At 63.5% G+C, this 17,905-nt stretch carries 14 protein-coding genes; 11 read left to right on the top strand and 3 right to left on the bottom strand.

The genetic code is table 11. The features are described 5' to 3' along the window. Positions 1-57 precede the first annotated feature (57 nt). Together ACMDW7_RS10795 and ACMDW7_RS10790 are read right to left on the bottom strand one after the other, a co-directional pair. Positions 58-438: a DUF3619 family protein gene (locus ACMDW7_RS10795; RefSeq protein ID WP_377300740.1), complete on the bottom strand. Its 381-nt coding sequence runs from the start codon at positions 436-438 to the stop codon at positions 58-60. After that, positions 435-1,001, bottom strand: a complete 567-nt coding sequence (locus ACMDW7_RS10790; protein ID WP_377302509.1) for an RNA polymerase sigma factor — start codon at positions 999-1,001, stop codon at positions 435-437. The genes ACMDW7_RS10795 and ACMDW7_RS10790 overlap by 4 nt, the downstream gene beginning before the upstream one ends. A 309-nt stretch (positions 1,002-1,310) precedes the next feature. On the opposite strand from ACMDW7_RS10790, the gene ACMDW7_RS10785 reads away from it, so the two are divergent. The 5 genes from ACMDW7_RS10785 (at position 1,311) to ACMDW7_RS10765 (ending at position 7,728) form a co-directional block, all read left to right on the top strand. Further along, entirely contained in the window at positions 1,311-3,038 is a 1,728-nt protein-coding gene (locus tag ACMDW7_RS10785) for an acetolactate synthase 3 catalytic subunit (protein ID WP_377302511.1), read from the top strand. Then, positions 3,038-3,529: an acetolactate synthase small subunit gene (gene ilvN / locus ACMDW7_RS10780; RefSeq protein WP_054125395.1), complete on the top strand. Its 492-nt coding sequence runs from the start codon at positions 3,038-3,040 to the stop codon at positions 3,527-3,529. The genes ACMDW7_RS10785 and ilvN overlap by 1 nt, the downstream gene beginning before the upstream one ends. A 71-nt stretch (positions 3,530-3,600) precedes the next feature. Beyond that, complete coding sequence (gene ilvC / locus ACMDW7_RS10775) at positions 3,601-4,617, top strand: ketol-acid reductoisomerase (RefSeq protein ID WP_377300741.1); 1,017 nt, start codon at positions 3,601-3,603, stop codon at positions 4,615-4,617. Between the two features lie 256 nt (positions 4,618-4,873). Further along, positions 4,874-5,740 carry a CDP-diacylglycerol--serine O-phosphatidyltransferase gene (gene pssA, locus ACMDW7_RS10770; RefSeq protein ID WP_377300742.1) on the top strand — a complete coding sequence of 289 codons (867 nt, stop codon included), beginning with the start codon at positions 4,874-4,876 and terminating at the stop codon, positions 5,738-5,740. A gap of 425 nt (positions 5,741-6,165) precedes the next feature. Beyond that, positions 6,166-7,728, top strand: coding sequence for a 2-isopropylmalate synthase (locus tag ACMDW7_RS10765; RefSeq protein WP_377300743.1), 1,563 nt, complete (start codon positions 6,166-6,168; stop codon positions 7,726-7,728). A 122-nt stretch (positions 7,729-7,850) separates the two neighbouring features. Here ACMDW7_RS10765 and ACMDW7_RS10760 read toward each other — a convergent pair whose 3' ends face one another. Then, positions 7,851-8,423 (bottom strand): hypothetical protein, encoded by a 573-nt coding sequence (locus tag ACMDW7_RS10760; RefSeq protein ID WP_377300744.1) that lies wholly within the window; start codon positions 8,421-8,423, stop codon positions 7,851-7,853. 5 nt (positions 8,424-8,428) lie between these two features. On the opposite strand from ACMDW7_RS10760, the gene ACMDW7_RS10755 reads away from it, so the two are divergent. The 6 genes from ACMDW7_RS10755 (at position 8,429) to ACMDW7_RS10730 (ending at position 17,880) form a co-directional block, all read left to right on the top strand. Further along, positions 8,429-9,712, top strand: coding sequence for a branched-chain amino acid ABC transporter substrate-binding protein (locus ACMDW7_RS10755; RefSeq protein WP_377300745.1), 1,284 nt, complete (start codon positions 8,429-8,431; stop codon positions 9,710-9,712). Between the two features lie 140 nt (positions 9,713-9,852). Further along, the gene (gene rpsO, locus ACMDW7_RS10750; RefSeq protein WP_054125390.1) at positions 9,853-10,122 is read left to right on the top strand and encodes a 30S ribosomal protein S15; all 270 of its coding nucleotides are present in this window, start codon (positions 9,853-9,855) and stop codon (positions 10,120-10,122) included. Positions 10,123-10,245: 123 nt separating this feature from the next. Further along, positions 10,246-12,399 (top strand): polyribonucleotide nucleotidyltransferase, encoded by a 2,154-nt coding sequence (gene pnp, locus ACMDW7_RS10745; protein ID WP_377300746.1) that lies wholly within the window; start codon positions 10,246-10,248, stop codon positions 12,397-12,399. A 336-nt stretch (positions 12,400-12,735) separates the two neighbouring features. Beyond that, a complete protein-coding gene (locus ACMDW7_RS10740) occupies positions 12,736-13,482 on the top strand; it encodes a pyridoxine 5'-phosphate synthase (protein WP_377300747.1) in 747 nt (248 codons plus the stop codon). Between the two features lie 87 nt (positions 13,483-13,569). Then, positions 13,570-15,744 (top strand): prolyl oligopeptidase family serine peptidase, encoded by a 2,175-nt coding sequence (locus tag ACMDW7_RS10735; protein WP_377300748.1) that lies wholly within the window; start codon positions 13,570-13,572, stop codon positions 15,742-15,744. A 48-nt stretch (positions 15,745-15,792) separates the two neighbouring features. Then, positions 15,793-17,880 carry a prolyl oligopeptidase family serine peptidase gene (locus tag ACMDW7_RS10730; protein ID WP_377300749.1) on the top strand — a complete coding sequence of 696 codons (2,088 nt, stop codon included), beginning with the start codon at positions 15,793-15,795 and terminating at the stop codon, positions 17,878-17,880. Positions 17,881-17,905: the final 25 nt, after the last annotated feature.

The raw sequence follows: 17,905 nt of genomic DNA, 5'->3' as shown, positions 1-17,905 counted from the left end.
ACAGGCCGGCGCAGCAAATCAGGGCGACAGATCGAGCCATGTGCGTCCGTGTCTGTCCTATTCGCCTTGCTGGGCGTAGTGGGCGAAGCCCTTGTCGAGATAGGCTTCCAGTGGGAGCTCGTCGCTCAGTACTTGCGTATCGATTGCGGCTACCTCAGCCACCTCTGCGTCGGAATCTGGAGAGACGTACACGCTCAAGCCGAGCACCAGTGCAAAGGCGCTGGCGGCGCCTGCTGGAACTGCCCACCAGCCACTCAGGCCGAGAGTCGAGCCGCCCAGACTCCAAGCCGCGGATGTGCCCTGCTTGCGCCGAGACAGCGCAATCCGGCGCGATTCGCCCAGACGGTGAACCTGCGCGTCGGGCAGGCGGGCCGCAGACGCATTCAACGCGGCGCGTGCAGCTTTTGCAATTTCAATTTCGGTGCGGGAGGTGGTCATAGAACGATCCCCTTGGCTCGCAGTGCCTTGCCCAAAGCGTGGGTCGCGCGGGAGCAGTGGGTCTTGACGCTGCCTTCCGAACAACCCATCACAGCTGCGGTTTCGGCAACGTCCAAGTCTTCCCAATAACGCAGCAGGAAGGCTTCTCGTTGACGCGCGGGCAGCTTCTGGATTTCGTCTTCGATCGACCGCAAGATTTGTTCCCGTTCCACCTGGTCTGCGGCGCTCTCGGCTCCGGCACTACCGGCTTCCGCCTCCAGGATTTCAAGGATGTCACCTTGTTCGTCGTCGTCATCGCGTTGAAAGGATGACAACAACGTTGTCCAGAGGTTCCGTACCTTTTGGCGGCGAAAGTGGTCGTGGATCGTGTTCTGGAGGATGCGCTGAAACAGCAGCGGGAGCTCGGCTGGCGGCTTGTCTCCATACTTTTCAGCCAGCTTGATCATCGCGTCCTGCACGATGTCCTGCGCGTGGTCGTCATCTCGCACGGCGAATGCCGCGTGCTTGAACGCGCGGCGCTCAACCGATTGAAGGAACTGCGACAGTTCTAGTTCTGAGGCCATGTAGACGGCGACCAAGCGGCTGCTTGGCCTGAGCGCCCTAGTGCAAGGCGTAGCCGCGCAATGTATCAAAGGCCGCTGAGATGCCGCTGAAGATCTGGCAGATGTGCAGCGCGCTTGCTCGAATTGCTGCGCCGCGGTATGTTCCGCACCCTGCACAAAGTTTGCAAAAGAAGACTTCGGGTCTTTTCTTTGCGGGTCGAGTGCCCCGTCAATTCAAACCTGACGGCTGAAATGGCTGAGCCGCCTGCTTACCGGCAGCGGGGAGAGCCTCCGATCAATCTCCTGTGGACCTTGAAAGGAAGCCAATACATGGAGCTCACGGGCGCCGAAATCGTCGTGCGCGCACTCGCTGAAGAAGGCGTTGAACACGTCTTCGGCTATCCAGGCGGCGCAGTGCTCTACATCTACGACGCCATCTTCAACCAGGACAAGTTTCAGCACATCCTGGTTCGACACGAACAAGCAGCTGTTCACGCGGCTGACGCGTACTCCCGATCCCATGCCGACAAGGTCGGTGTCTGTCTGGTGACCTCCGGTCCCGGAGTGACCAATGCCGTCACAGGCATTGCCACGGCGTACATGGACTCGATCCCGATGGTGATCATCACGGGTCAGGTGCCGACACACGCCATCGGACAGGACGCCTTCCAGGAATGCGACACCGTGGGCATTACGCGCCCCTGCGTGAAACACAATTTCCTGGTCAAGGACGTCGAGCAGCTGGCCGACACGATGAAGAAGGCCTTCTACATCGCCAAGACCGGGCGGCCGGGGCCGGTGCTGGTCGACATACCGAAGGACGTCAGCATCGCGAAGGCCAAGTGGCACTACCCCGAGAAGGTCGAGATGCGCTCGTACCGGCCGGTGGAAAAGGGTCACCTGGGTCAGATCAAGAAGGCCGTCAGCCTCTTGCTTTCGGCGGAACGGCCGATGATCTACTCGGGCGGTGGCGTGATTCTGGCCAATGCCGACAAGGAGCTGGTCGATCTGGTGGACCGCCTTGGCTATCCCTGCACCAACACCCTGATGGGCCTGGGCGGCTACAAGGGCACGGACCCGAAGTTTGTCGGCATGCTGGGTATGCACGGTACCTACGAGGCCAACATGGCCATGCAGAACTGCGACGTGCTGTTGGCCGTGGGTGCGCGCTTCGATGATCGGGTGATCGGCAACCCGAAGCACTTTGCCAGTAGCCCGCGCAAGATCATCCATATCGATGTCGATCCGTCCTCGATCTCCAAGCGGGTGAAGGTTGACATCCCGATCGTCGGTGACGTGCGCTCGGTGCTTCAAGACATGCTCGCCCAACTCGAGCTTGCGCTCGAGGACAAGGGCGGCAAGGTCGACGGCAAGCGCATTGCACCCTGGTGGGGCCAGATCAACGAATGGCGCAAGAAGGAATGCCTCAAGTTCGCTGACAGCACCGAAGCCATCAAGCCACAGTACGTGGTGCAGAAGCTTTGGGATGTCACCCAGGGCGAAGCCTTTGTCACGAGCGATGTCGGCCAGCATCAGATGTGGGCTGCGCAGTACTACGCCTTCAACGCACCGCGTCGCTGGATCAACTCCGGTGGTCTGGGCACCATGGGCGTGGGTCTGCCCTACGCCATGGGCGTGGAATTTGCCAATCCGGGCTCCAAGGTGGCCTGCATCACCGGCGAGGGCTCGATCCAGATGTGCCTGCAGGAACTCTCTACCTGCAAGCAATACAACCTCTCGCCCAAGATCATCTGCCTGAACAACGGCTATCTGGGGATGGTGCGCCAGTGGCAGCAACTGGACTACGGCGGCCGCTACTCCAACAGCTATATGGATTCCCTGCCGGATTTTGTGAGGCTGGCCGAGGCCTACGGGCACGTGGGCATCCGGGTGACTGACCCCAGGGACGTCGAAGGCGCACTCAAGGACGCCTTCGGCAAGTACAAGGACCGGACCGTCTTTCTGGACTTCATCACCGACCCGACCGAGAACGTCTGGCCGATGGTCAAGGCCGGCAAGGGCCTGACGGAAATGCTGCTCGGCTCGGAGGAATTGTGATGCGACACATCATCTCTGTTCTTCTCGAGAACGAACCGGGCGCACTGTCCCGCGTCGTAGGCCTGTTCTCCGCGCGTGGCTACAACATCGAAACCCTCACGGTGGCCCCCACCGAAGACCCGACCCTGTCGCGGATGACCATCGTCACCACCGGCAGCGATGACGTGATCGAACAGATCACCAAGCACCTGAACCGCCTGATCGAGGTGGTCAAGGTCGTGGACTTGACCGAGGGCGAGCACATCGAGCGCGAGCTCATGCTGATCAAGGTGCGGGCAGTGGCCAAGGAGCGCGACGAGATGAAGCGCATGGCCGACATCTTCCGCGGCCGGATCATCGACGTGACCGAGAAGACCTACACGATCGAGCTCACGGGCAACAAGAGCAAGCTGGATGCATTCATCACCGCCGTGGACCCCACGCTGATTCTCGAGACCGTCCGTACGGGTGGATCGGGCATCGGCCGCGGTGAGCGGATCCTCAAAGTATGAGCTGAAGGGCAGGGGGCTTCACACCTGAAGCCGGAGCGCCAGCAGAACACTCAATTCAAGGAAAGAACATCATGAAGGTCTATTACGACAAGGACGCCGACATCAAGCTCATCAAGGGCAAGAAGATCACCATCATCGGCTACGGCAGCCAGGGGCATGCGCATGCGCAGAACCTGAACGAGTCTGGCTGCAAGGTGACCGTCGCCTTGCGAAAGGGTGGTGCCAGCTGGGACAAGGCCAAGAAGGCTGGTCTCGCAGTCAAGGAAGTGGACGCCGCGGTGAAGGATGCCGACATCGTCATGATTTTGCTGCCCGACGAGAACATCGCCCAGGTCTACCGCGACCACTGCCACGACAACATGAAGAAGGGCGCCTCGCTCGTCTTTGCCCACGGCTTCAACATCCACTACGGCCAGGTTCAGCCGCGCGAAGATCTGGATGTGTGGATGGTCGCGCCCAAGGCACCGGGCCATACCGTGCGCAACACCTACAAGCAGGGTGGCGGTGTGCCCCACTTGATCGCCGTCTGGCGCGACGCGAGCGGCAAGGCCAAGGATCTGGCGCTGTCCTATGCGGCGGCCAACGGCGGCGGCAAGGCCGGCATCATCGAGACCACTTTCCGCGAAGAGACGGAGACCGATCTCTTCGGCGAGCAGGCCGTGCTGTGTGGCGGCACCGTGGAGCTGATCAAGGCTGGCTTCGAGACCCTCGTGGAAGCCGGCTATGCACCGGAGATGGCCTACTTCGAGTGCCTGCACGAGCTCAAGCTCATCGTGGACCTGATCTACGAAGGCGGTATCGCCAACATGAACTACTCCATCAGCAACAACGCGGAGTACGGCGAATACGTCACCGGCCCGAAGGTCGTCACCGAGGCCACGAAGGAGGCCATGCGCCAGGCCCTGCGCGACATCCAGACCGGCGAGTACGCCAAGAGCTTCATCCTGGAGAACCGCGCTGGTGCGCCGACGCTGCTGTCGCGCCGTCGTCTGACCGCCGAGCATCCGATCGAGCAGGTAGGCGAGAAGTTGCGCGCGATGATGCCTTGGATCAAGGCCAACAAGCTGGTCGACAAGTCCAAGAACTGAGGCAGCCAGCGTCAGCTGGCGGAGGCGGCATCATGCGGAACGCGCTCGCAGGCGCCGCGCCGCGCGACCTGCCCTGGATCAAGGCGACCACACTGGTCGACAAGTCCAAGGGCAGACTCTCGTCAGGCACACCAAAGCGGCGCCAAAAGGCGCCGCTTTGCATTGCAATCCCAGATAAGCGATTGCCCCACGCGCACCCGCTGCAATAATCACCCGCATCGCGATGTCCATGCGCCGCTTATGTGCGGCTCTATTGATGCAATTTCCCAATCCAAAGCGCCGCAAGTTCCGCTTCGGCAAGCGAGCCAAGGCACTGACCGGCCCGGACGTGCACCCGCAGACCCTGGCCGCCACGCAGGCCCGCCGCAGCCGTGGCATCTACCTTCTGCCGAATGCGTTCACCACGGCGGCCCTGTTTGCCGCGTTCTACGCCATCGTGCAGGGCATGGGTGACAACTTCGAGGCGGCCGCTATCGGCATCTTTGCCGCCATGGTGCTGGACGGCATGGATGGCCGCGTGGCGCGCCTCACGGGCACGCAGTCACCCTTCGGCGAGCAGCTCGACAGCCTGGCGGACATGGTCAGCTTCGGCGTGGCGCCGGCCCTGGTGATGTATGAGTTCGTGCTGCACGGGCTGGGCCGCTGGGGCTGGCTGGCCGCGTTTACCTACTGCGCCTGTGCGGCCTTCAGGCTGGCGCGCTTCAACACCAACCTGGGCGTGGTGGACAAGCGCTTCTTCCAGGGCCTGCCCAGCCCGGCGGCCGGCGCACTCATGGCTGGTTTTGTCTGGCTCGCGGTGGACAACAAGCTGCCCATCAAGGAAGCCTGGATGCCCTGGACCGCCTTCGCGTTGTCGATCTACGCGGGCCTGACCATGGTCTCGAGCGCACCCTTCTGGAGCGGCAAGAACCTTGCGCTCAAGAGCGTGCCCTTCTGGGTGATGGTGGCGCTGCTGATCGTGATCGTGGTGATCTCGGCCGATCCGCCGATCACGCTCTTCGGTCTGTTCTGCCTGTACGGCTTGTCTGGCTACGGCTTGTGGATCTGGCGTCGTGCCAAGGGCCTGCCAGGCAGCCCGGTGGCCAAACCTGCACCGCCGGACGGTGCGCAGCCGCCCCACTAGGCGTGCGGTCGGGTCACTCAGCGACCCAGCACAAATGCCTTTCCGCAGTATCCATGCGGGTTTCCAGCCAATATGCCTTGGAAAGCCGCATGGATGCTGGATTCTTGCAAAAGCAACTGATGCTCGGCTAGTTTCAGATTCATGCACTTCCGGCCCCACACTGCCCAAACCGTAGCGGCTTCGACGATCGAAGCCCGCCGCGCTGCGGCCGTGCGCCTGATCAGCCTGCAGATTGCTGCGCTGATTTCGCTGCTAATTCTGCTACGCCTGTCCGCGTAGCCGCCTCCTTTTGCGCCCTTAGCAGCCAAGACACACACAAGGAATCAACTACGCGGACCCTGGGAAACCACGGTCCGCGTTTTGTTTTGCCCCTCGAAAACACAGTCCCGAAACCGCGAAGTTCCGAACACCTCAGGAGAGACACCATGGCCGACAAGCTCATCATTTTCGACACCACCTTGCGTGACGGCGAGCAGTCGCCCGGCGCCTCCATGACCAAGGAGGAAAAGCTGCGCATCGCCCGGCAGCTCGAAAAGCTCAAGGTCGATGTGATCGAGGCCGGCTTTGCCGCAGCCAGCAATGGGGACTTCGAGGCCGTGCGTGCGATCGCCGCCGCCATCAAGGACAGCACGGTGTGTTCGCTCTCCCGCGCCAATGACCGCGACATCGCCCGCGCGGCCGAGGCGCTGAAGCCTGCCCGGTCCGCGCGCATCCACACCTTCATTGCCACCAGCCCCTTGCACATGGAGAAGAAGCTGCGCATGACGCCGGACCAGGTGTTCGAGCAGGCCAAAGTGGCCGTGCGCTTTGCCCGCAACCAGGTGGCCGATGTGGAGTTCAGCCCCGAAGACGGCTACCGCAGCGAGCCGGATTTTCTGTGCCGCGTGCTGGAAGCCGTGATCAACGAGGGTGCCACCACCATCAACATCCCGGACACCGTGGGCTACGGCATCCCGGAGCTGTATGGCGAATTCATCCGCAACCTGCGCAGCCGCGTGCCCAATAGCGACAAGGCGATCTGGTCCACCCACTGCCACAACGACCTCGGCATGGCGGTGGCCAACTCGCTGGCCGGGGTGAAGATCGGCGGGGCGCGCCAGGTGGAGTGCACCATCAACGGCCTGGGTGAGCGCGCCGGCAACTGCTCGCTGGAAGAAGTGGTGATGGCCGTGAAGACGCGGCGCGACTACTTCGGGCTCGACGTGGGCATCGACACCAGCCAGATCATGCCGGCCAGCCGCATGGTCAGCCAGATCACCGGCTTTGCGGTGCAGCCCAACAAGGCGATCGTGGGCGCCAACGCCTTTGCCCACGCCAGCGGCATTCACCAGGATGGCGTGCTCAAGGCGCGCGAGACCTACGAGATCATGCGTGCCGAAGACGTGGGCTGGGCGGCCAACAAGATCGTGCTGGGCAAGCTGTCGGGCCGCAACGCCTTCAAGCAGCGCCTGACCGAACTGGGCATCGAGCAGGATTCCGAAGCCGCCGTGAATGAGGCCTTTGCGCGCTTCAAGGCCCTCGCCGACCAGAAGGCCGAGATCTTTGACGAAGACATCCTCGCGCTTGTGGAAGACCAGGACGAGGCCGCGCATGCCGAGGCCTTCGGTTTCGTGCACCTCGAGCACCGTGCCTCGTCCGGCGAAACGCCCCATGCGCATGCCAAGGTCGTCTTCAAGCAGGCGGGCAGCGAAGTCGCGAGCGAGGCCGCCGGCAATGGCTCGGTGGACGCATCCCTAAAAGCCATCGAAAGCAAGGTAAACAGCGGCGCCGAGATGGTGCTGTATTCAGTGAACGCCATCACCAGCGGGTCTACCGATTCGCAGGGTGAAGTGACGGTGCGCCTCGCCAAAAGCGGGCGCATCGTCAACGGCGTAGGCAGCGATCCGGACATCATCGTGGCCAGCGCCAAGGCCTACCTGAGCGCGCTCAACAAGCTGTACGCGGGGGAGCAGAAACTCAATCCGCAGATTGAAATGGCCGTGAAATAGATATCATTTTCGGACACAAATAAGAAGCAACAAAAAACCGGCTTTTGCGCTTATCAGAAAAGCGGAAAGCCGGTTTTTTCTCATTCAAAAACAATTAAAAACGGCCAGATTGATGATTCAAGCTACTTGTTCGACTCCTTCGGCTCGAACAGCTGGTCCGGCCCCGGATAGAACTCGGTCACGCGGCCATCCTCGCCGAAGTGGATGTGCATGAGCGAGTTCCAGACACCATCCTGCCGGTAGCGGTAGCTCCAGACCCGGGCGCGCTTCTCCGCAAAGCCCACCACCGTGGTTTCCGCCGGCCGGCCGAATACCGCGCGCACGTCCTCGGCTCGCCATTGGCCAATCCGGATCTGCGCGAACGCATCATCCGTGAGCGAGTTGTAGACCCGCACCACCTTGCCGGAGCCGTCGCTCTCGATCACCTGATTGAACTGGCCGAAGGTGTTGCTGTAGATCGCCCGCTCGCCGCCCGCAGGCAGGGTGACGCGCACCGCGGGCGTGCCACGCGCGCTGAGCGCTTCGTTGAAGCCGGCACCTGGCGTGATCGGCGCCGCGCAGCCCGCGAGCGCGGCCAGCAGCAGGGCGCCCGCACGGGCCACAAGGCGCACAGCGATGGCGTTCTCCGACGGCGCCAACGCAAGTGGCGCGAGGCGCTTGCGTATCATGCGCGGCTTTTCCAGATCTGGATTCATGGCACATGCACTCCAAGAACAGTCTTGTCCGTTCCCTGATGCGCGGTGTGGTTGTTGCGGCTGCCCTCGCAGGTTTTTCGCTGGCGGGCGCGGCCCAAACTGCGCCCGAGCCGATCCGCCTGGCGGTGATTGAGGCCACCTCCGGCAACTTTGCCAACGCGGGCGAGTCCGTGCTGCGCAATTTGCGCTTTGCGGTCGAGCGCGTCAATGCACGCGGCGGCGTCAAGATGGCGCAGGGCATGCGACCGCTGCTGCTCACAGCCTATGACAGCAAGGGCCAGGCCGACGAGGCGCTGGTCATGTTCCGTGCTGCCAAGGATGACAAGGCCCACTTCATCCTGCAAGGCAACAGCAGCGCTGTGGCTGCCGCGCTGATCGATGCGACCAACAAATGGAACGAGCGCAACGCGCAGCAGCGCATGCTGTTCCTGAACTACTCGGCCGTAGACCCTACGCTGACCAATGAGCGCTGCAGCTTCTGGCATTTCCGCTTCGACGCCCATGCAGACATGCGCATGCACGCCCTGACCGAAGCGCTGCGCGAGGACAAGGCCGTCAAGAAGATCTATCTGCTCAATCAGGACTACAGCTTCGGCCAGGCGGTTGCCAGGGCCGCGCGCGAGCAGGTCGCCGCCAAGCGCCCGGACATTGAATTGGTCGGGGAAGAACTCCACCCGGTGGGACGCGTGCGTGACTTCTCGCCCTATGTGGGCAAGATCGTGGCCAGTGGCGCGGATGCCGTGATCACCGGCAACTGGGGCACGGATCTGTCCCTGCTCGTGAAGGCGGCGGCGGACGGCGGCTTCAAGGGCAAGTTCTACACCTTCTATGGCAATGCACTGTCTGCTCCCGCAGCGATTGGCGACGCCGGCGTCGGCAAGGTGCTGGCCGTGGCCGAGTGGCACTACAACGCGGGCGATGCCGGGGCCGAGGCCATCTACAACGCCTTTCGCGCCCGCTACCCGGCGCCGCGAGATGATTACTTGAACGCGCGCTTCATCACCATGATCGACATGTTGGCTGCCGCGATCGAGCGTGCCGGCAGCCCGGACGCAGTCGCGGTGGCACGGGCCCTGGAAGGCATGCGCTTTGCCGCCGAGCCGCATGAGGTCGTGATGCGCGCCGAGGATCATCAGCTGCTGAGCCCGCTGTATGTGTTCCGCATGGCGAAACAGGGCGGGGCCGTCAAGTACGACGTCGAAGGCTCCGGCTATGGCTTCGTCACGGAACGGCGCATCGAGGCGCGGGCGGTGACCCTGCCCAGCAGCTGCAAGATGGTGCGGCCCTAGAGCCGACGCCCTGATCGCGCAGCGCGTCGGTTCGGAAAATCCCATATAATCAAAAACTTGCCTGAACAAATGTTCGGGCAAGCCAGCCCACCACGGCGGAAGCCCTCACTTCCGACCGCCTGTATGAAAGGATGAGGATCATGTCTGTAGCAGACATCAACAAGGCCGAAGTCATTGCCAAGTTCCAGCGCGCACCCAAGGACACGGGCAGCCCCGAAGTCCAGATCGCCCTGCTGACCACGCGCATCAACGAACTGACCGGCCACTTCAAGGCCCACATGAAGGACCACCACTCCCGTCGCGGTCTGCTCAAGATGGTGAGCCGCCGCCGCCGCCTGCTTGACTACCTCAAGCGCAAGGATGTGGACGCGTACAAAAAGACGATCGACACCCTCGGCCTGCGCAAGTAATTGAGCGCGGTCTGAGACCCGAAAAAAAGCCTGCGACTGACCCGCCGCAGGCTTTTTGTATTTGTGGGTCCGTTTTGCGGTGAACGGCGCACCTGAAACCCGCCGGCCAAAGGAGAGATAGCGATGTTCAACAAAGTCACCAAGACCTTCCAGTACGGTCAGCACACCGTCACCATGGAAACGGGCGAAATGGCCCGCCAGTCCAGCGGCGCCGTGCTGCTGAACATGGACGACACGGTGGTGCTCGCCACTGTGGTGGCCCGCAAGGACGCCAAGCCCGGCCAGGACTTCTTCCCCCTGACCGTGGACTACGTGGAGAAGGTGTATGCCGCAGGCCGCATTCCTGGTGGCTTCTTCAAGCGCGAAGGTCGCCCGAGCGAAAAGGAAGTGCTGACCAGCCGCCTGATCGACCGCCCGATCCGCCCCCTGTTCCCGGACGGCTTCCTGAATGAAGTGCAGATCGTGATCCATGTGGTCTCGGTCAACCCCGAGGTGGACCCGGACATCCCCGCGATGATCGCGTCCTCGGCTGCCCTGGCCATCTCCGGCGTGCCCTTTGCCGGCCCGATCGGTGCCGCCCGCGTGGGCTATGCCGACGGCGCCTACATCCTGAACCCGACCGCCACCCAGCTCAAGACCAGCCAGCTGGATCTCGTGGTGGCCGGCACCGAACAGGCCGTGCTGATGGTGGAGTCCGAAGCCCACCAGCTCTCCGAAGAAGTGATGCTCGGCGCCGTGGTCTACGGCCACGAGCAGATGCAGGCTGCCATCAACGCCATTCACGACCTCGTGCGTGACGGCGGCAAGCCGGCCTGGGACTGGAAGGCCCCCGAGAAGGATCTGCATCTGATGGCCGCCGTGGCCACCTCGGCTGCACCGCTGATCACCGACGCCTATCAGACCCGCGACAAGCAGGAGCGCACCAACAAGATCAAGGCCGCCTACAAGGCCGTGGTCGAGCAGGTCGCTGCCAAGTACGCCGCTGAAGGCAAGCCGGCGCCCGATGCCTCCGTGGTCTCGGGCATCGTGTTCGAGCTCGAAGCCAAGCACGTGCGCAGCCAGATCCTGCACGGCGAGCCGCGCATAGACGGCCGCGACACCCGCACCGTCCGCCCGATCAGCATCCGCACCGGCGTGCTGCCGCGCGCTCACGGCTCGGCCCTGTTCACCCGCGGCGAGACGCAGGCCCTGGTGGTTGCCACACTCGGTACCAAGCAGGACGAGCAGATCATCGACGCCCTGCAAGGCGAGTACCGCGACCGCTTCATGTTCCACTACAACATGCCCCCGTTCGCCACCGGCGAAACGGGCCGCGTGGGCGCTCCCAAGCGCCGCGAAGTGGGTCACGGCCGCCTGGCCAAGCGCGCCTTGGTGCCGCTGCTGCCCTCGGAAGAAGAGTTCAGCTATTCGATCCGCGCCGTGTCGGAGATTCTGGAGTCCAACGGCTCCTCGTCGATGGCCTCGGTGTGTGGCGGCTGCCTCGCGCTGATGGACGCCGGCGTGCCGATGAAGGCGCACGTGGCCGGCATCGCCATGGGCCTGATCAAGGAAGGCAGCAAGTTCGCCGTCCTGACCGACATCCTGGGTGACGAAGATCACCTGGGCGACATGGACTTCAAGGTGGCCGGCACCTCCGCCGGCGTGACCGCCCTGCAGATGGATATCAAGATCCAGGGCATCACCAAGGAAATCATGCAGGTTGCGCTGGCGCAGGCCAAGGAAGCCCGCATGCACATCCTGGGCAAGATGAACGAGGCCCTGGGCGGCAGCCGTACCGAGCTGTCGGACTTCGCGCCGCGCCTGATCACCCTGAAGATCAACCCCGAGAAGATCCGTGACGTGATCGGCAAGGGCGGCGCCGTGATCCGCGCGCTGACCGAAGAGACCGGCACGCAGATCGACATCCAGGACGACGGCACCGTCACCATCGCCAGCGTGGACGCCGCCAAGGGCCAGGAAGCCAAGCGCCGCATCGAGGACATCACCGCCGAGGTCGAGGTGGGGTCGGTCTACGAAGGCACGGTGCTCAAGCTGCTGGACTTCGGCGCCATCGTCTCGGTGCTGCCCGGCAAGGATGGTCTGCTGCACATCAGTCAGATCAGCCACGAGCGCATCAAGGCCGTGACCGACGTGCTCAAGGAAGGCGACAAGGTCCGCGTCAAGGTCATCGAGGCCGACGACAAGGGCCGACTGCGCCTGTCCATGAAGGCGCTGCTTGAAGGGGGTGCTCCGGCGCCGGCTGCTGCAGCTCAGCAGCAGCAACAGCAACAGCAGTAAATGGGCACTGCAGTCCGGCCGCGCCGGGCTGCAGCGTTCACAGGGCCAGCCGCGCAGGCGGCTGATCCTGGAAGATCCCCGCGGGGCGCAGCGTTAAGCTTCGCCCCGCTTCTTTTTGGGCCGAACGATCAGGCGCCAGGAGGGCTTTCCGCTTGTCCCATGCGGTTCTCCGGGCCGTTTGGTCTGGAAAGGCGCATGAACTGGACGTCTGCGTTTTTGCAGAAACGTAGATCAAGCATCCATGCGGGTCTTGAGGGCAAAGTGCCTGAAAAGCCGCACCAGACAAGCGGAAAGCCCTTCTGCATGGTCATCCGGCCCGCGTGCTCTGCGGGAACCATGGCCAAGCTGTCCGTCAACCTCAATCGCATCGCCCTGCTGCGCAACTCGCGCGGCATCGGCATCCCGGATCTGGCGCACTTCGCGCGTCTGGCGCTGGCCGCCGGCGCCGCCGGGCTCACAGTGCATCCGCGGCCCGATCAGCGGCACATCACGGTCGATGACGTGACCCTGCTGACGGCGCTGATCGCCGAGCAGCCCGGCATCGAGTTCAACATCGAAGGCAACCCCTTCACCAGTGGCCCGGCGGCCTTCATGCCGCTGGTTGCGCGTGCCCGGCCCCACCAGTGCACGCTGGTGCCGGATGCCGACAACCAGGTGACCTCGGACCACGGCTGGAACCTGCGCGCCGACGCTGAACGCCTCGCACCCATTGTCGCCACGCTCAAGGGGCAGGGCGCCCGCGTGAGCCTGTTCATGGACCCAGACCCGGCGCAGTTCGCGCTCGTGCGCGAACTCGGCGCCGACCGCGTGGAGCTGTACACCAAGCCCTGGGCAGACGCCTTCGGTACGCCCGAGCAGCCGGCCGTGCTGGCGCAGTACCGGGAAAGCGTCGAGGCAGCGCGCAGCCTGGGCTTGGGCGTGAACATCGGCCACGATCTGAACCTGCACAACCTGCCGGCCTTCATCGCGGGCCTGCCGCCCGTGGACGAAGCCTCGATCGGCCATGCACTCACAGCCGATGCGCTCGAACTCGGCTATGTGCCGGCGGTCAAGGCCTACATCCGGGCCCTGCGGCCTGCCTAGCGTTTTGCTGTTCAAGAACCGCCCGGCGATCCCGGGTCTTGCCTTGTTCGCAGTGCGAGCAAATTGTCATCCCACAAGGAGACTGATGTGTCATCAAGCGTGTTGAGCCGCGTGCTTCATCGAGCCGCACTTCGGGCAGCCGTGTTTGCAGGCAGTACTGCCTTGTCTGTGGCCGCCTGGGCGCAGACCCCCGCCCCCGCTGTGGCCACGCCGCCGCCTCCGCCGCCGGCTGGTGCAGACGTGGCCGACCCCTATCTCTGGCTGGAAGAGGTGATGGGCGAGCGTGCCCTGAGCTTTGTGCGTGAGGCCAATGCCATCAGTACCAAGGAGTTGGGTGCCCGGCCGGAGTTTGCGCCGATCGAAAAGCGCCTGCTGGAGATTCTCAATGACCGCTCGCGCATTCCCGGCGCGGTGATGATGAACGGCAAGCTCTACAACTTCTGGCGTGACGCCACCAACCCGCGCGGCCTGTGGCGCCGCACGACGCTGGCGGAGTACGCCAAGCCGCAGCCGGCCTGGGAGACTGTGATCGACCTCGATGCCGTGGCGCGCGAGGAGAAGGAAAACTGGGTCTGGAGCGGCACGGTCTGCCTGCCGCCAGTCTATCGCCGCTGCCTGATCCAACTCTCGCGTGGCGGGGCGGATGCCACGGTGGTGCGCGAATTCGATACGGTCAGCAAGGCCTGGGTGAAGGGCGGCTTTGAGCTGAAGGAGGCCAAGCACCCCGGCGGCTCGCTCGCCTGGCGCGACGAAAACACGCTCTACGTCGGCACCGACACCGGCGCCGGCTCCATGAACGAGAGCGGCTATCCGCGCCAGATCCGGCTCTGGAAGCGCGGCACGGCATTAGGCGCCGCTCCTGTGGTGTTCGAAGGCAAACCCACGGACGTGTTCACCCGTGTTCAGGTCGATCACACCCAAGGCTTCAAGCGCACCCTATTCGGCAACGCGCCTGGCTTCTTCAGCGGGGAGTGGTTCATCGAGCGCGGCGGCAAGGCCCGCAAGCTCGATTTTCCGATCGACGCGATTCCTGTGCTCTGGCGCGAGTGGCTGACACTCCGCCTGCGCAGTGACTGGACTGTTGCAGGCAAGACCTATCCGCAGGGCAGCCTGATTGCCACCCGCCTGGCGGCCTTCGAGCGCGGCGAGCGGCGCTTCGATGTGCTGTTCGAGCCGACGCCTTTGACCTCGGCGCCGAATGTGGCGCGTACCCGCAATGCGCTGGTGCTGACCTACAACGAGAACGTGGTCACCAAGGCGGTGGAGCTGCAGCGCAAGGGCAACCAATGGACGCGCCGAGAGATGAAGCTGCCCGGTCTGGGTGCGGCCACGGTGGCGCCGCTCGATGCCGACCGGAGTGACGAACTCTGGGTGAGTTACACGGACTTCCTGACGCCACAGTCGCTTTACCTGACCCGCGTCGGACAGAACCCGACCACGCCGATCAAGGCCAATCCGGCGTTCTGGGACGCATCGAAGGCCATGGTCGAGCAGTTCCAGGCCACGAGCAAGGATGGCACGCGGGTGCCGTACTTCGTGGTGCGCAGCAAGGATGCCAAGCTGGACGGCAAGAATCCCACCATCATCAGCGCCTACGGCGGCTTCGAGATCTCGCGCACGCCCGCCTACAGCGGCAACGTGGGCACGGCCTGGATCGAGCGCGGTGGCGTGTTCATCGTCGCCAACATTCGCGGCGGCGGTGAGTTTGGCCCGCGCTGGCACCAGGCGGCGCTCAAGGCCAATCGCCAAAAGGCCTTCGATGACCTGATTGCGGTGGCCGAGGACGCCATTGCGCGCAAGATCACCGCACCGCGTCACCTCGGCATCCAGGGGGGCAGCAACGGCGGTCTGCTCGTCGGCGCGGTTGCGGTGCAACGGCCCGACCTGTTCAATGCTGTGGTCTGCCAGGTGCCCCTGCTGGACATGCTGCGCTACGACAAGCTGCTGGCGGGTGCGTCCTGGGTGGCGGAGTACGGCGATCCGGACATTCCGGCCGAACGGGCGTTCCTCGCCGCGTACTCGCCCTACCAGAACGTCAAGCCAGGCGTGAAGTACCCACGCATCCTGTTCACCACCAGCACGCGCGATGACCGCGTCCACCCGGGACATGCGCGCAAGATGTTTGCCCGCATGCAAGCCCAGGGCCACGATGTGCTCTATTACGAGAACATCGAAGGCGGACACGCAGGCGCAGCCAACAGCGCGCAGCGCGCCCGTATGTCCGCCATGGAATTCACCTTCATGCTCAACCAGCTTCGCTGAATCGGGATCCATTTCATGCACGCATTACTGAGAAGGACGCTCATTGCCATGACCCTGAGCGCAACGGCGCTGTCCGCAGCGGCGCAAGCGCCTGCCACCAAGGTGGCCAAGGCGCCGGCCGATCCCTATCTTTGGCTCGAAGACGTCACGGGCAAAAAGGCGCACGATTGGGTGGAGAAGCAGAACGCCATCACGTTCAAGGAGCTCAAGGCGCATCCTGAGTTCGAACCCACCAACAAGCGCTTGCTGGACATTCTGAATGACCGCCGCCGCATCCCCTACGTGGACAAGATGGGCGACTGGTATGTCAATTTCTGGCGCGACGACAAGAATGTGCGCGGCATCTGGCGCCGCACCACGCTGGAGGAATACCGCAAGCCCGAGCCGAAGTGGGAGACCATCCTAGACCTCGATGCACTCGCAGCTGCAGAAAAGGAAAACTGGGTCTGGGCCGGCGCAAGCTGCCTGACGCCACCGCAGCACCCCTACAAGTGCGTGGTATCCCTGTCGCGTGGCGGCGGTGACGCGACGGTGGTGCGTGAGTTCGACTTTTTGAAGAAGGAATTCGTCAAGGGCGGTTTCGAGCTGCCCGAGGCCAAGAGCTCGGTGACATGGCGCAATCCGGACGAGCTGTATGTCGGCACCGACTTCGGCGCTGGTTCACTGACGACCAGCGGCTATCCGCGCGTGATCAAGCTGTGGAAGCGAGGCACGCCGCTGGGCTCGGCCGCGACCGTGTTCGAGGGCAAGAGCACTGATGTGTCCGCCTTTGCGTGGGTGGACCATACACAGGGATTCTTCCGCGAAGGCTTCGGTCGTTCACCAGACTTCTACACCAATGAGACCTTCGTGCTTCAGGGCGGCAAGCCCGTGAAGTACGACGTGCCTGCCGATGCGCAGGCAGGCGCCTGGCGCGAGTGGATCACCGTGAGCCTGCGCAGCGACTGGACCGTGGGCGGACGCACCTACAAGGCGGGCTCTCTGCTGGCCGCGCGCTTCGATGCATTCATGAAGGGCGAGCGCCGTTTCGATGTGCTGTTCGAGCCCACCGAGCGGAGTTCTCTGGCCAGCTCTGCCGCCACGCGCAGCGCGATCGTGCTCAACATCAATGACAACGTGCAGTCGCGCGTGCAAGTGCTGCGCCCGGACGCAGCCGGCACCTGGCAGCGCCGGGAAATGAAGTTGCCGGGTCGCGGCAATGCCTCGGCTTATGCCGTGGATCCGGACGAGTCGGACGCGCTGTGGCTCAACTACACGGACTTCCTGAGCCCTGACGCGCTGTATCTGACCGACATTCAGGGCGATCCGAAGGACATCATCAAGCAGCGGCCGACCTACTTCGATGCGGCACAGCTGCAGGTGCAGCAGTTCGAGGCGATGAGCAAGGACGGCACCAAGGTTCCGTACTTCGCAGTGATGCGCAAGGATCTCAAGTTCGATGGCAAGGCGCCGACGCTGCTCTACGGGTACGGCGGCTTCGAAGTGTCCATGGAGCCGTTCTATTCCGGCTCGGTGGGCACATCATGGCTTGCTCGCGGCGGCGTGTATCTGCTGGCGAACATCCGCGGCGGTGGCGAGTTCGGCCCGCGCTGGCATCAGGCTGCACTGAAGGCTAATCGTCAGAAGGCGTTTGACGACTTCGCCGCGGTGGCCGAAGACGCGATCAAGCGACGTATTACCAGTGCCAGACACCTGGGCATCATGGGCGGAAGCAACGGCGGTTTGCTTGTGTCGGCGGTGATGGTTCAGCGTCCGGAACTCTTCCGTGCGGTGGTCTGCCAGGTCCCGCTGACCGACATGCGCCGTTATCACACACTTCTGGCTGGTGCCTCATGGATGGCCGAGTACGGCGACCCCGATCTGCCCGAGGAGTGGGCCTACATCTCCAAGTACTCGCCTTACCAGAACGTGAAGAAGGGTGTGAGGATGCCGCGCGTCTTGTTCACGACCAGCACCCGTGACGACCGCGTCCACCCAGGGCATGCGCGCAAGATGTACGCGAAGATGAAGGCGCAGGGCCACGACGTGCTCTATTACGAGAACACCGAGGGAGGGCACGCCGGTGCCGCCGACAATGTGCAGACCGCCAAGTTGCTCGCGCTGGAATGGACCTTCCTCTGGAACCAGTTGAAGTGAGGCGGACGTGACATCATTGCCCGCA

Source organism: Piscinibacterium candidicorallinum, from assembly GCF_047549485.1.
Taxonomy (GTDB): domain Bacteria; phylum Pseudomonadota; class Gammaproteobacteria; order Burkholderiales; family Burkholderiaceae_C; genus Piscinibacterium; species Piscinibacterium candidicorallinum.
Note: the sequence above shows the minus strand (reverse complement) of the source record. Positions and strands in the feature narration are given on the sequence as shown.